The following is a 14,060-nucleotide window of genomic DNA, read 5'->3' on the forward strand; positions in this document are numbered from 1 at the left end:
CAGCCAGTCGGGAGGCTGGAGGCTTGACCTCTTCGGTATCCACTGGGAGGTCACGCCGCACCGCTCGACCTCCATCACCGCAGGTCGAAGCCCCTCGTCTCCGTCCGGCATCGGTGAGCACTTCGGGCGCGGAGACCTCTTCGCCAACCTGCACCCAATCTGCTCCCAGCTGCAAGGCCGGGGCAACCAACGGCTCCTTACCGCCTTGACCTGCGCACACTCCCCTGCCAGGCGACATAGAGCGCTGTCGACCGCTGCGCAGAACCGCGGAGCACTCCGCTGTGAAACAGGACGCTGCACCGACTCTGACCTGCGGAGACGTGGAGCCGCAGGCAGGGGTGGGTGCAGTTGAGCGCCGTTCGACGCCGTCGAGTGCAGTTCAAGGCCATTCAGGGCGCCCGGCTGCTCCCAATCTGCTCCCCCATACGGGCTCGTACCGGACCGGTAACCGCCGACTGATCGTGAGCTGGCACCCCTGCACCTTGGCGTTACCGGCGCTGGCTTCCGCGGCCAGCCAATCACTCCCACGAACGGTCACCCACACACAAGCCGCCGTCGACCGCGCCAGAAGGGCTACCTAACCTTCATGGCTCGCAGAGTCTCAACCATCCGCTCAACAGGACCATCGACACCCTCCGCGAGTTTCCGTTCCGCTCCGGAGGCCAGCGACGATTCGGCCGCTTGCAGCAGGGCACTCTACAAATCACCCAGCCGAACCTCGGTGACCACCAACAGTTCCGGCGTCCCACTGCGGTCTGTCGTTGCCTCGACTCGTACGAGATCGTTGTCGGGAGCGGACCTTTTGTAATAGACATAGTACGGACCGTCAAAGAAATAGGAGAACGCCTCCATCTCGCCCCCAGCGAGCCCGGTTAGCGCATCGTTCTCGGGCGCAGCTCACAGCCGGGGCTGGCTCGTCAGCGGTCTCGAAGGTTCGAAAACTGAGGTCGTCGTGTTCGTCATGGCGCCGCTCCTCGACACTTCTGACGCCCTCGCCTACGAGATGTCACGCTACTTCGGACTGGACCCGCGGCCGACTATCCAACGAACCCACCTGCACCGCACCGCCCTCCTGCGGCAGACACGACCAAGTGACAGCCCCGCCCTGGGCGTCGACCTCTATCGGCAGGCCAATGGTGCCACCGCTGCCAACGTTCTGAAGCACGCAGAGCGCGGTAGGTCCGTATGCCGGCTTGATCTATTGACTCGCCGCCGATGGCGGATCGGCGGTGACGCAGCGCGGCTTACACCGATCACGCGGCGAAGAAGCGGGCGTCGGCTGACGAGTTACGTCGATCTACTGATGTCGCCAGGCCGCAGCGCACGCTTCGATCCAGGTCGCGAGGTCGGGCACCTCATCGATCGTGAGCAGTGAGTACGGTGGGGAGCCCACCACGGGGGTGACATCGGCGAAGGCGTGGTCCGGCGCAAAGAGCAGCAGTCGGCCGTCTTCGCGATGCGCCAGGGTCAGATTCCCGTTGGCCTCTACCGCCACCGCATAGTAGTCATCCGGGTCGATGGCAATCTCTAGGCCGTCGTCTTCCCAGATCCACGCATAGTCGTTGAGCACATCCGCGATCCGCACCTGCGTCGCTGCGGCCGTGAGCACCTCGTTCTGGTTGACCCACCAGGTAGGCGGCTCGCCGAACCGTTCAACAATCCCACCGCAGGCCTTCCAGAAGCTCTTGTGCGTCTGGACGATGCGGTCGCTCTCCGCATCGCGCGGTGGGTGGCAAAGCCATCCCCGCCGACGGCCCGATGAACCCCACGCCAGCAGTTCAAAGGCGGCATCTCCGAGTGACACGGGCGTGACCGTTGCCGAGGCGAGCAACGCGGACAGTTCAGGCAAGCCAGCGATCGGCTCACGGGCCCACGGCCGCGCCATGCCCACCGCAGCGCCCTCCCCGGTGCCGAGGAACCACGACACCTCGTCAAGGAACTGCTCCCAGTCGCTCATGGCCCCGATGGTCGCAGACCCTTCCTCGTCGACCGGTGAGGAGCCGCCCGTCTCCTCATCGGCATGCGAACGCACCTGATCAAGCTGCCTTTGATAGATGCCCCACCCCTGTCGGCGGCGCTGCGTGCCGAACCGTTCTGTCCGAGAGGACTCCTCACCAACCGCCTGATCGCGGCCGACCCGCGAGAAACGCCCTCGCGAGCTCCAGTTGGCGGCCGAACCGGGTCTGTGGATTTAAGGGTGTTTCCGGCCTGACCTGCCGGGCGTTGTGCCTGGTGAGGAGGGTGCCGTGATGACCGCGACACAGAACGATCAGGCTGGACGGAAGAAGCGGGCGGAGCCGTCGGCGGAGGCGAAAGCCGCCGTCGAGCTGGTCCGGGCGGCCAAGGAACAGGGCCTGTCGTTGACCGGTCCGGATGGGCTGCTGAGGCAGTTGACCAAGACGGTCCTGGAGACCGCGTTGAACGAGGAGATGACCGATCACCTCGGTTATGCCAAACACGAACCCGACGGCGCCGGCTCGGGCAACATCCGTAACGGCACCAGGGCGAAGACGGTGCTGACCGACAGCACTGGCCCGGTGCAGATCGACGTGCCACGGGACCGGGCGGGCACGTTCGAGCCCCAGATCGTCAAGAAGCGGCAGCGCCGGTTGTCCGGGGTCGACGAGGTCGTGTTGTCGCTGTATGCCAAGGGTTTGACCACAGGCGAGATCTCGGCGCACTTCGCCGAGATCTACGGCGCCTCGGTGTCCAAGGAGACGATCTCCCGGATCACTGACAAGGTGATCGAGGAGATGACCGACTGGTCGCACCGGCCGCTGGATGAGATTTACGCGGCGGTGTTCATCGACGCGATCGTGGTCAAGGTTCGTGATGGGCAGGTCGCGAACCGGCCGTTCTACGCCGCGATCGGGGTCACCCTCGACGGGGAGAAGGACATCCTCGGCCTGTGGGCCGGCACCGGTGGTGAGGGCGCGAAGTTCTGGATGAGCGTGCTAACCGACCTGCGCAACCGGGGCGTGAAGGACGTGTTCTTCCTCGTCTGCGACGGGCTGAAAGGCCTACCCGAGGTCGTCACGAACGTGTGGCCGGCCACGATCGTGCAGACCTGCATCATCCACCTGATCCGCAACACGTTCCGGCTCACCTCCCGGAAGTACTGGGACGAGTTGAAGCACAACATCAAACCGATCTACACCGCCGTCAACGCGGCGGCGGCCCGGGCCGCGTTCGACGACCTGGCCGAGAAGTGGGGCGGCAGGTATCCGGCGGTGATCCGCCTGTGGGACAACGCCTGGGCCGAGTTCATCCCGTTCCTCGACTACGACGTGGAGATCCGCAAAGTCATCTGCTCCACGAACGCGATCGAGTCGTTGAACGCCCGCTACCGGCGGGCGATCAAGGCCCGCGGCCACTTCCCCAACGAGCTGGCCGCGTTGAAGTGTCTGTACCTGGTGACCCGGTCCCTGGACCCCACCGGAGCAGGCAGAACCCGATGGACGATGCGCTGGAAACCCGCGTTGAACGCCTTCGCCATCACCTTCAGCGACCGCTTCCCAGCCGCTGAAACCTACTAACCAAGATCGCCGGAAACACCCTTAGCGAGACAGCCCCGCCGAACCGCTCGTTGTGCAGGTGCGGGAAGGAGTAGCCCAAATCGCCTCGCACTCCGCGTCCACCACCGCCACTGTGGGGTCAGCGTGCACGCGTCGTAGAACTCCTAAGGGACGTCTCGTAACTCGGGGCAGCTCAGGCGGTGTGATCCAGGAGCTCCGGGATCGACGGCTGCTGTGTGTTGCTGGATGAACTTGACGCGCGAGGCGACGTCGCTGCGGGGCAGGGTGCTGAGCTGGTAGCCGTGTTGGGTGTAGGCAGCGACCATCGCGTCATAGGTACGTACGGCTTCGGCGAAGCCTTGGTGTCGTTCTCCGTCGGTGGTGTAGATCTGTGGCCAGGGCGGGGCGATGAACACACGCTGGTGGTAGCGGAAGAGCTGTGCGGCGGCTGTCACGTGTGCGGGGACGGGCTGGCCGAGTAGGAGGTAGTAGCCGACCAGGTCCGGGATCCCTCGGTCGAAGAAGACGGGTCCGGGATGTTGGCTGGCTTGGCGGTAGGAGCGGATCTCCCAGCTGAGCATGATCTCGGCGAACAGTCGTGAGTCCCCGGTGTGCAGCGCCTGGCCGCCGATCGACAGCTGGTCCTGGATGATCTGGCGTCCTGCTTCGTCAACGCAGGCGTAGCCAGCACACCGCAGCCTGTCGATCAGCGTGGTCTTGCCGGCACCGGGTCCCCCGGTGATGACGATGTACTGGCTGCTCACGTCGTCCTCTCTGATAGACGTGCATTCCTCATGACCCCGGCGTCTGTCCGCTGGGGATGATCACCGAGGATGCGTGGGTGCAGGTGATCTCCGCAGCCCGCCAGGAGTGGATCCTCCCGTTCACTGGGCTGACCCCCGCCCAGTTCCGCAAGCTGGTCCGCCTGGCCGCCGAGCGTGGTGGGGACGGGATCGCTGACGGTCGGCCGGGCCGGCAGTGGGCCCTCGACTTGGCCGACCGGGTGCTGCTGGTGGCCGTCTACTGGCGCACGAATCTGACGATGCGGCAGATCGGCCCGCTGTTCGGAGTGTCGCATTCCGCCGCGCACCGAGTCATCGACACCCTCGGCCCGCTGCTGGTTCTCGCGCCTGTGCGCCGCCGGCCGGTCGACCAGATCGCCATCGTCGACGGCACCCTCATCCCGACGCGGGACCACCGCCTCGCGGCGCCGAGCAAGAACTATCGGTACTCGACCAACCTCCAGGTCGCCATCGACGCCAGCACCCGCCTCGTCATCGCCGTCGGCGACCCCCAGCCGGGCAACCGCAACGACACGATCGTCTACCGGACCTCCGGCATCGACCAGAAGCTGGCCGGACGGCCCGTCATGGCCGACGGCGGCTACCTCGGCAACCCCGAGGTGATCATCCCCTACCGCAAGAACCGCGACGGCAGCCCACTACCGGCCTGGAAGCAGGACCTGAATGCCCAGCACCGCACCGTCCGCGCGCAGGTCGAACACACCCTGGCCAGGATGAAGAACTGGAAGATCCTGCGCGACTACCGCCGCGCCGCCCGCACATTGACCGCTGCCGCTTCCGGCATCGCTAACCTCTACAACATCGCCCTGACCTGGTGATCACAGACCCAGGCCCAGCCAACGCCTCCACCCAGTTACGAGACAGCCCTTAGCCTGCCGCCACGACGAATTCCGCAGCAGCAGCAGCTGGTGGAACGGCTGAAGTGATCACCTAGCGGTCTACTCACCCACTGCCCTGGTCGATCTGGCGGCGGTGTTACCGGCAACGGGCATGTTCGTCGTGGCCCGGGTTTGCGCCAAACTGCGTTAGAACCAGGTCCACGGTCGTATAAGTCGCCACAGGCGCCCACGCCAGCGCGCACGCCGAGGATGCAAGAAAACCTCGATGTCCTCCAGTGCAGTGCCGGCAGTCCCCCTGACGTGAGGCCTGGCGCGCACATGGCGGAGTGCGGTGACTACACGATCTTCGTCGAGTTGACCGTAACCCTCGCGAGGTGCCCGAGGCAAGTGGCCGCAAGCGCCTGCACCTGGTGGTCAGGGTGATCGAGCAGAGTTAGGTAGAGCTCCTGCGACGCCTTCCAGTCGCCGTCGCCGTACAACGCGCATCCGACCATTGCATCCGTAGCCTCGACGATGTCGTTGCGGTCGAGAGCCCTCCGCACATCGGCGGGCGTTGCCGACGGAGGGTTGTGAAAGGTGTGGTGCTGGTGGCTCATGGCCAACATCTTTGATCATCGCGGCCGCCGCGAACAACCGCTCATCGAAGTCAGCGGACATCGCCCGACTGACGACGGGAGGCAAACTAGCTGACATCTTCGGATCCACCGAAGGTGTCCCCAGTCTGAAGGGCCTGGTCAGGGCGTTGCCCGTGGGATCGGTGTCTCAGATGACGGAACCACGGCGTGCCCCCGTCTAGGGGGGTCGGATTGAAAGCGGGCGTCCAGCACTGCACCTGGTACGCCGCCCGCGCTGCTAGGTGGTGCTGCGGTCCGCGCGGCACCTTGATCTGATCGCTCCCGCAGCGGCCCTCAGCTAGATCGCTCCACGTCCCTTGCCTCACCCGCAGAACCTGCCTCTGCCTGTGCCTCCATGAGCATGCCGTAGTAGGGCAGGACCACCAGTCGAAGGCACAACCACCACGCGTAAACCGCTGCAGCACTCCACGACTGGGGGTCGTTGAGCAACCCGTGCGCCAGGTCGTTGCGCAGGTTTGGGCCGAGCTGTTCGCACAGCAGGGCACGCAGTTCTAGGGTGAGATCAGGTCCCAGCAACTGCAGAGACTCTGGCATCTCAAGCAGGGTGTTGAGCCCCTTCTCCGTCTCCACGCCGTTCTCGTCTACGAAGAGTGTGAAGATCCCGTGGGCCTTCAGGTGAATGCGCACCAGCTGCTCGACCTGGGGTACAAGCATTGAAATGGCCGACGGGAAGTCACGGGAAAGCCCGTGCCACAGCCCACGCGCCCACAGGTTGGCGTGCCCCGAAGGAACGACCGGCGACTCGTAGCAAATCTCCGTGAGGAATCCGGTGTCGAAGCGATGTTCGAGCATCAGCACCTCGAGGGCAGGGTATATGAGTGCCTTGACGTGGAGGTCGATCCTCCACCTAAAGGACCGAACCACCTCGGCGAAGACTGCCTCATCGGGCGGCTCGCCCACACCGAGTCCCGCCCGAGCAGCGACCTTGCGTGCATCGGTGCTGAACGTCGAGACTCCGAGCAGACCCGAGACGCTCCCCTGCATACGCTCTCGCTCTTCGGCCATCGCCTTCTTGGCGTCGATCAGCGGCACGATTCCGGCGAGACTCACAAGTGCTTCGAGTCGCTCCTTCCCATACACCCTCTTGCGCGCATCCTCGACAAAGGGAGTGATGTCGATTGGGTCCGACTGGATGAGCATCATCTCCTCTAGCGAGTGCTCCCGGATGTCAGCGAGCCGGTCCCGCAGCTGCTGGAGTTGCCCGTCGAGAGCGCGTGCGGAGCGGTACCTCCGGGGAAGACCACGTATGGTCGCGACGGCCTTCTCGATAAACGTGCCGGCAACGAGCGCGCCCCTGTCCTGCGCTAGTCGCTCGTCCGCCTCGTCGATATACGCCTGGGCGACGCGCTCGATGCACTCATTGGCGAGGTCTGTCTCGCCCGCCCGCGAGAACCAGGTACAGGCGTGGCGCTCGTACGCGCGCCTGAGCCGATGGTTCCCGGGGACCGTAGCGGCCAGCGACACAAAGTGGTCGGCCAAATCCCGAGGTGCCTGATCAACGGACCTGACTTTGCGCAGCAGGTCCGAAATCTCGGTCAGCATGAAACCCGCAGAGCTGTCGTTGGCAAGCAGAAACTCGGCCAGCTCCGTCGTCATCTCCATGACAGTTTGAAGGCCGGCCTTGCCCCGGCGCACCGACAGCTCAAGCGCCCGTCGCCAGCCGTCACGACCCGCATCAAGCCAGGCGTCGCGCTCCAGCGGCACCGAGCGGTACGCATCCACCGCAGCGGACAGCAGGTCTGTGTTGCCCCGGTTGCCGTAGGACCACGCGATGTCAGCGACCCTGGCCCTCAGGGTCGGCTCCTCGATGAGGGGCACGAGGCGGGCCAGCAACTCGAGCTCCGGCTTGCTCAAGTCGTCTGGGACAAACGATCGACGATTCCCGATCTCCATGGCGGGCGCGTACGGCTCCGCCCAGTTGTCGGGAACCAGCATGGGGGACGCCGCCTTCGCCAGCACGTCCAGCACGCGCGTCCTCAGGCTGTCCTCTCCTGCGTCTACCTGAGCTTCAGCCCTCAGGCGGGCGAGGTCGAGCGAAAGCACCTCGGGGCATTCGTTCCCGCGTGAGAGGCCGTTCTCATCTACCACCGCGGGAGCCCACCACGATGGGTCGATCGACGCCTCCGCCGCCCCTCCGTCCGAGGCCGTACTCGTCACCTGCGTCTCCTCCATGCTCTCGCCTGCACGGGCCCGGCGCGGCGTGCCCGATCACGATCTTTTAGCAGCAGTGGCCATAGCCCGCGCGTGACGAACCCGCGGCCAGCCCGTAGCGGCCCGAGGATTAGTCGACCTTGCTCTCGGGGTCCGCGATGAAGGCCAGGAACTCGACACAGAGTGGAGTCGTCGCCGGCGTCCACAGTCCGTTCTCCGTCATCATTCCGGTGAGCGACTGGTTGATCAGGCCAGCGGTGGTGAGTGCACCGGCGTACCGGTCGATCAGATCGCGGCGGCCGGCAAGCTCCGGCATGCCGGCCTCGATGATGCCTGTCTTCGGGCCCATGGAGCTGTTCGGCCGAGGTACGCCGTGGCGGTCGAACCAGCCAGGCGGGTCGGACAGCAGCTGCAGCATTCGTACGTGGGTCGGGGTGAACCGGTCGATCATGTCGAAGAAGAGCTGCTGAGTGTCGACGTCGGGCGCGTCGGGCATCACGGAGTTGACGACCGCGTTGCGCAGCACCTCGAGCTTCTCGGCGCGCGAGGTGCGGTCGGCGATCTGCGCGGCGGTGGTCAGCGCGTCCATGAACGCGTCCTCGCCGATGAGCTGCGCGAAGTCGCCGACCTGCTCTTCGAGCTCGTGCACCTTCGCGGCGAGGTCGTTCAGCCATCGGGTGCGTCGGTCGGCAAGGCGCCGGCCAGCGAGTTCGTTGAAGGCAACCTGGAGGGCGCTGCCGGCGACGGGCACGAACGAAATGGCCATCTCGGCGGACTTCGCAAGCCCTTGCATTCGGTCGCTGTCCTCGGGGTACGGTTCCACGCCCGGCATGATGCCCCACTGCCGCAACCTTGGGCCGGTAGGTGGGCAATCGTCTGCCTGCCCGACGCCGGCGCAGCAAACTGGCCGATGGCGACCGAGCGGGCGACCCCCCGCCCGCTTCCTGTCGGGAGGATCGCTGGCCGACGGGGGAGCCTGTGGTCAACGCGTCGACGCCGAGGAGACTCCCGACGATCTGCTGCGGCCCGGGCCTTGTGGCGCCTGCTGGTCTCGCGGAGGATCCGCAGGCCGATGGTCGCGATCAACGCCGAGGTCAGACTGTGGATGCCCTGAGTGGCAGCCGTGGAGCCGTGGTGGGCGGGAGACCGCGAGCTGGCCGCGTAAGCCGGGCAGCAGGAGAGCGATGGTGGTGGGCACCCGGTGCGGGTCGCTGGTGGCGGCGATGACGGTGACCAGGTGAGTGCGACCCTGGATGGATCCTGCCAGGATGGCGATGGCTGGCAGGTGAGCGCCGGCGAGAATAGCGAGCAGCACGACGAACGCCAGCGTTCGATGGAGTCGGAGTCTCCGGTGCTGACGCTTTCGGGTCCGCCGAAGAGGTCTCCAGCTTGAAGGGCCTGCTCAGGACTTTGCCCGTGGGATCGGTGTCTCGAATGACGGAACTGCGGCGGACCCAGCAAGCCCACCTGCAACCCTCCACATCGATCTGCAGCACGCCTACAGACGTGGCCTTAGGCGAACCGAGACGTCGGCCGGCGCCAGCCGTCCCGGGAGCAGCAGCGCCTGACCACTTCGACCTCTACTGGGAGGTCACGGGGCACCGCTCCACCGCATTACCGCAGGTCAAAGCACTCGCCTCTGTCCGGCGTCGGTGAGCACTTCGGGAGTGGAGACCTCTTCGCCAACCTGCACCCAATCTGCCCCCAGTTGCAAGGCCAGGCCACCTGGCAGCTCCTTACCGCCTTGACCTGCGCATACTTCCCTGCCAGGGAACATAGAGGACTGTCGACTGCCGCCCGAAACCGCTGAGCACTCCGCGGTGAACAGGACGCCGCACCGACTCTGACCTGCGGAAACGTGGAGCCGCAGGCAGGGATGGGTGCAGTTGAGCGCCGTTCGACGCCGTTGGGTGCAGTTCGAGGCCGTTCAGGGCATGCTGTTGCTCCCCACCTGCTCCCCCATTTGCAGATCGCGCCATCCCGCGGATCCGCGATGCTCTGGCCCCACGTGTGAAGCACGTGTTGCCCAGGTTGGTGTCTCACCGCCGAAGCAGACAGCGGTATCGTGCCCCGCCAACAACAAGGCGCTCCCGCGACGGGAGGGGAACAGACTTGTCGGGAGGACTTCGTGGGCATGGAGCTGATCGGGCGCCGGCTTTCGGCCGAGGAACTGCGGGCCGTGTTGGATGATCCGACGACGGTCAGTCTGCTGCTCTTCGGCGACCTCGACGATGAAGACGCAGAGATGCCCGATCCCGAACTGGATCTGCACAAGGCGTGGCACGCCCTGTATTACCTGCTAGCCGAAACCGCCGGGAGGTCGGACAACCCAGCCGCTGCGGCCGTCCTCGGCGGCGGCGACATCGGCGAGGAGGGCGGCTACGGGCCCGCACGCCTCCTCCGTGTGGAAACGGTCCGCGTCGTCGCCACCGCGCTCGACATGCTAGACATCGACACGTTGCGCGCCCGCTTCGACCCAGACGCCCTGGCGGCCGCAGACATCTACCCGGGTGGGTGGGTTCACGGCGCCGACGACTTCGATAGCTTCCTCGCGCCGGCCTTCGCCGACCTCTGCCGCTTCTACCGCTCAGCCGCCGCCCAGGACCAGGCGGTACTCCTTGCCATTGTTTGATTGCCACTCAGACGCACGACCTGGAGACGTCCCCTTTCTGGCAACTCTCGTTGCTCGGGCCAGTGCGCTGTACCACCGCCGGGCGGTGGTATGGCATGGTGACCGGATGATCGACAGCCATGGGGCGTTGGAGGCTGTGGTCCGGCACGCCATGGAGCTTGAGGACGATTACGACGACATCGCGCCGACCGTCACGGCCCTGGCCGCATCCGGGGACACGACCTTGGTACCCCGGCTGCGGGAGGTGCTGGACCGGTTCCTCGACGAGGGAAACTTCTACGGCCGAGATCTGATTGCCGGTGTCTTGGCTGGCATCGAGGGCGTGGCGGCGTTGCCGGTACTGCTACGCGCTTCGGCGCGCGATCTCGGGGACGACCAAGACAGTCTCCAGGCCGAGATCATCGAGCTGCTGCACGCAGACCGGGCGACCAGCCGGTGTGTGGTGCGTAATTTCGCCACGGGTGATACGCCGGAGCTGCGCCGTGTTGGGCTGTGGGCGCTCGGGTTCGTGGTCGAAGCACAGGATGTCGAGCTGCTCGCTGCGGCCGTGACCGACGCCGACCCGGAGATCAGGTCCATGGCAGTGGGCTCGATCCCTGACCCAGCCGGCGACGACTGGGCATTCGGCGCGCTCGTTCTGGCGTTGCGTGACCTGAACGAGCAGGTCCGGGTGTCGGCCGCGAGCAGGCTTGGCTACACCGGCCGGGTTGACGCGGTCGCACCGCTCGTTGCCCTCGCCGCCGACCCGACACCGCGAGTACGGTCCATGGTCGCCTACGCACTCGGGCGACTCGGCAGTCACGAGGCGACCCCGGCCCTGCAACGGCTCCTCCAGGACCCCGATCGGCCCGTCCGCGAGAACGCTGCAGAAGCCCTCGGCTCGGTCGGCGGGCCAGCGGCGGTCGATACGCTACTGGTGCTGGCTGCCGACCAAGACCCACAACTGCGAGTCCAAGCCGCCAAAGCGCTCGCGACGGCGGCCGACTCGGATCCCCGCGTGGCACCGCAACTCACGATGCTGGCACGAGACGGCGAGACCGCAGTACGAGCGGCCACCCTCAGCGGACTCGCCAGCGCCGACGGCAGGCCATCCCACCGGGAACGACTCCTGGTCGAATTGGCGGACGACCCAGATCCAATGGTCCGTCAGCGTGTCGCGGTCGTGGCACGACACCTCGCGCCCGACGCCGCCCCGGACATCCTCCACCGATATACCCGCGACCCAAACCAGACCCTGCGCCAACTCGCCGCCACCGAACTGGACCGATTAACCAATCCCACCGCTCGCTGACCCGGCGGCCCATCGAGCGCGGGCGACATGGCCGTCCTGCATGGCGTCCTACCTCTCGGCTCGAGTGTGCGACCACCGGAACTGCCGGCCGTGACGCTGCGGCGAGCGCCTCGCGGGATGAGCGCGTGGTGGCCAGCAAGCCAAGAAGTGCCTTCTCTTACTGCAGGTCGAGTGTCGGTGCGGTAAATCGATCGCCTCCGAAGGAGAAAAGGCGACGTAGCGACTGCCGGAGTTGTTCGATCTCGTGGTTGTCGAGGTGGAACCTGACCGGGTACATCGCGGATCGCGTTCCCCAGGTTCGGGCCGCTCCGTCGGCCAGTTGCAGGCTTAGCACCCGCGGCGTCAACTAAAGCGCGACCAGCCCTTGGAAGACCGGTGCGTGCTGCTCGGTGAGCAGGCAGTAGCCGTCGTCGGGGTCGTAGTCGTCGTGCGCGGGGTTGAATGCCTGGAACTCCAGGCTGCGGGGCCGGTCGTCGAGGTCGCGACCGGCCAGGGCCACGCAGAGGACGGTACCCTCGTCGCGGATTGACAGTTCCGACGCGGTGAAGCCGGGCCGCGCCCGACGCAGGAGCGCCGCAGTGAGCCGGCGTAGCGGCCCGGGGGTCTCACCCGGGCCGTAGGGCCGGCCGCTATCGACCATGATGTGGCGCTGCACGTGTTCAACAGCCAGCTCTGGCTTGCTGTAGCGCAGCTCCGTGAGCTCGCTCGGCCCGACGAACCGTAGCGCCACGTCGCCGGCCATGGTCGGTCCACGCTGTTGCCACCAGCCGGCGAACTGCGCCGCACGGACCGACAAGTCACCGAGTTCCTCGGCGGTGAACCGCACGACGTCACCGAAGCGGCCGACCTCGATGCTGTTGGCGGTGACGGCCTGGGCCACGGCCGCCAGCATTCCGGCTGGGTCCACGGTCTGACCACGGACGACCAGCCGCTCGGTCCAGCGTAGCGGCGACATGCTTGAACGCGGCATGTGCGTGCGGAGGGTCGAAGGCATAGAGCCGTGTCGGCGTGGAGCTGAGCGGGCACCCGATCGTGGGAGTCTTCAGCCGCCGCTTTTCCGGTTCGTGGACGGTGCTTCTCTCCACGTGACCTGGAGATCAACCATTGCGGCGCGAGGTTGCTGGTCGGCTGGAGTGCCTGGCATGATCTGGCCATGATCGAAAGAATCGAGTCCTCTATCCGCCGGTCAGCGTGACACCCGAGCCTGGGCTGCTCGGACCTCAGCTGTCATTCTCGCGAACCTCGACCTCCTATTCCGCAACCGCGTCCTCGCCACACCTCGAGCCGCCACCATGATCAATGACAAAATGTCTGCCAGAGCCAGCGTTGACAGCATTGCCACCAGCACACCACGCGCCACTAGAATCGCGGACGTGGGTGATTCAAAATCGAGGCTGCTGACTGTTTTCGAGGCGAAGTTCGTCGAGTTAGAAGCTGCCACGATCCGGGATGCGCGAGCGTATGCCCGCTGGCGGCGGCGGTATGAGCGGCTACATTTCCTACTTGGTATCCCCGCAACCATGCTCGCTGGCGCCGCTGGCGCCACGGCCTTCGCCCAGCGAGTGCCGGGCGTCGTCGTCGGCATTTGCGCTGTGCTCGCTGCCATCCTCGCAGGAACCCAGACCGTGGTTCGCCCGGATCAGCGAGCGCGATTCAACCAGACGCAGACGTTCGCCCTCGCCCGGCTAGCGACGCAAGCGGCGAACTTCCGTGAGCTGACTCTCCCGTCCACCTCGCTCGAAGAGGCGCGGGCCACTCTGGACACGTTGCACAACGAGTACCACACTGTGCTGGCCCGATCGCCGGAGTAGCACGAGGCCGCCAAACTCGGGCATCGCCACGAAATTCAGGGTCAGGTCGAAAGCGGCCTGCCGAACACCTCAAACTCGAGGAAGCGGTCGAGCAGACTCGATGAGCTGCGCTGGCCCGGGTGCAACGACACACGTTGAAGAACCGACCCACAGCTGGGCCAGGGCGGGGGCCGCCAACTTCGGATTCACCGAAGAGGTAACCGTTCAGGAAGCCCTGCTCACAGGTTCGCCAGTGGGATCTGGGTCAGCTCGCGGGACCCGAACCGACGCCACCGCGACGACAGCCAGAGCAGTGCATCGATGCGAGCTGACCTCTTGGTTGGCGCCGGCAGGCCCCAGTTCAACAGCCGGCACCAGCCAGTCGGGAGGCTGGAGGCTTGACC

Annotated in this window: 11 protein-coding genes; 5 read left to right on the plus strand and 6 right to left on the minus strand. The window is 66.0% G+C overall.

What is annotated here, in order from left to right; all coding sequences use genetic code 11:
• Positions 1-1,297: 1,297 nt before the first annotated feature.
• Positions 1,298-1,957, minus strand: coding sequence for a hypothetical protein (locus tag CLT68_RS27650; protein WP_486482342.1), 660 nt, complete (start codon positions 1,955-1,957; stop codon positions 1,298-1,300).
• 292 nt (positions 1,958-2,249) lie between these two features.
• On the opposite strand from CLT68_RS27650, the gene CLT68_RS27655 reads away from it, so the two are divergent.
• The gene (locus tag CLT68_RS27655) at positions 2,250-3,536 is read left to right on the plus strand and encodes an IS256 family transposase (protein ID WP_099855322.1); all 1,287 of its coding nucleotides are present in this window, start codon (positions 2,250-2,252) and stop codon (positions 3,534-3,536) included.
• A 143-nt stretch (positions 3,537-3,679) separates the two neighbouring features.
• On the opposite strand, the gene CLT68_RS27660 is transcribed toward CLT68_RS27655, so the two are convergent.
• Entirely contained in the window at positions 3,680-4,279 is a 600-nt protein-coding gene (locus CLT68_RS27660; protein ID WP_199177162.1) for an AAA family ATPase, read from the minus strand.
• A gap of 77 nt (positions 4,280-4,356) precedes the next feature.
• On the opposite strand from CLT68_RS27660, the gene CLT68_RS27665 reads away from it, so the two are divergent.
• A complete protein-coding gene (locus tag CLT68_RS27665) occupies positions 4,357-5,136 on the plus strand; it encodes a transposase (protein ID WP_099857720.1) in 780 nt (259 codons plus the stop codon).
• Between the two features lie 356 nt (positions 5,137-5,492).
• Here the strand turns inward: CLT68_RS27665 and CLT68_RS33995 are convergent, their stop codons facing one another.
• The 3 genes from CLT68_RS33995 to CLT68_RS27680 all read right to left on the minus strand — a co-directional run bounded on the left by CLT68_RS33995 (position 5,493) and on the right by CLT68_RS27680 (position 8,766).
• A complete protein-coding gene (locus CLT68_RS33995; RefSeq protein WP_486482343.1) occupies positions 5,493-5,753 on the minus strand; it encodes a hypothetical protein in 261 nt (86 codons plus the stop codon).
• A 312-nt stretch (positions 5,754-6,065) separates the two neighbouring features.
• Positions 6,066-7,964, minus strand: a complete 1,899-nt coding sequence (locus CLT68_RS27675; RefSeq protein ID WP_099855326.1) for a DUF4209 domain-containing protein — start codon at positions 7,962-7,964, stop codon at positions 6,066-6,068.
• A gap of 109 nt (positions 7,965-8,073) precedes the next feature.
• Positions 8,074-8,766: a hypothetical protein gene (locus tag CLT68_RS27680; RefSeq protein ID WP_158240950.1), complete on the minus strand. Its 693-nt coding sequence runs from the start codon at positions 8,764-8,766 to the stop codon at positions 8,074-8,076.
• A gap of 1,311 nt (positions 8,767-10,077) precedes the next feature.
• Between CLT68_RS27680 and CLT68_RS27690 the strand changes: the two genes are divergently transcribed.
• Together CLT68_RS27690 and CLT68_RS27695 are read left to right on the plus strand one after the other, a co-directional pair.
• Positions 10,078-10,575: a YfbM family protein gene (locus CLT68_RS27690; RefSeq protein ID WP_099855330.1), complete on the plus strand. Its 498-nt coding sequence runs from the start codon at positions 10,078-10,080 to the stop codon at positions 10,573-10,575.
• A gap of 106 nt (positions 10,576-10,681) precedes the next feature.
• Entirely contained in the window at positions 10,682-11,866 is a 1,185-nt protein-coding gene (locus tag CLT68_RS27695; RefSeq protein ID WP_099855332.1) for a HEAT repeat domain-containing protein, read from the plus strand.
• A gap of 346 nt (positions 11,867-12,212) precedes the next feature.
• Here CLT68_RS27695 and CLT68_RS27700 read toward each other — a convergent pair whose 3' ends face one another.
• Positions 12,213-12,821, minus strand: a complete 609-nt coding sequence (locus CLT68_RS27700; protein ID WP_099855334.1) for a hypothetical protein — start codon at positions 12,819-12,821, stop codon at positions 12,213-12,215.
• A gap of 418 nt (positions 12,822-13,239) precedes the next feature.
• Here CLT68_RS27700 and CLT68_RS27705 point away from each other — a divergent pair, with 418 nt between their 5' ends.
• Positions 13,240-13,677, plus strand: a complete 438-nt coding sequence (locus CLT68_RS27705; protein ID WP_143743274.1) for an SLATT domain-containing protein — start codon at positions 13,240-13,242, stop codon at positions 13,675-13,677.
• Positions 13,678-14,060: the final 383 nt, after the last annotated feature.

Source organism: Micromonospora sp. CNZ299 (genome assembly GCF_002754415.1).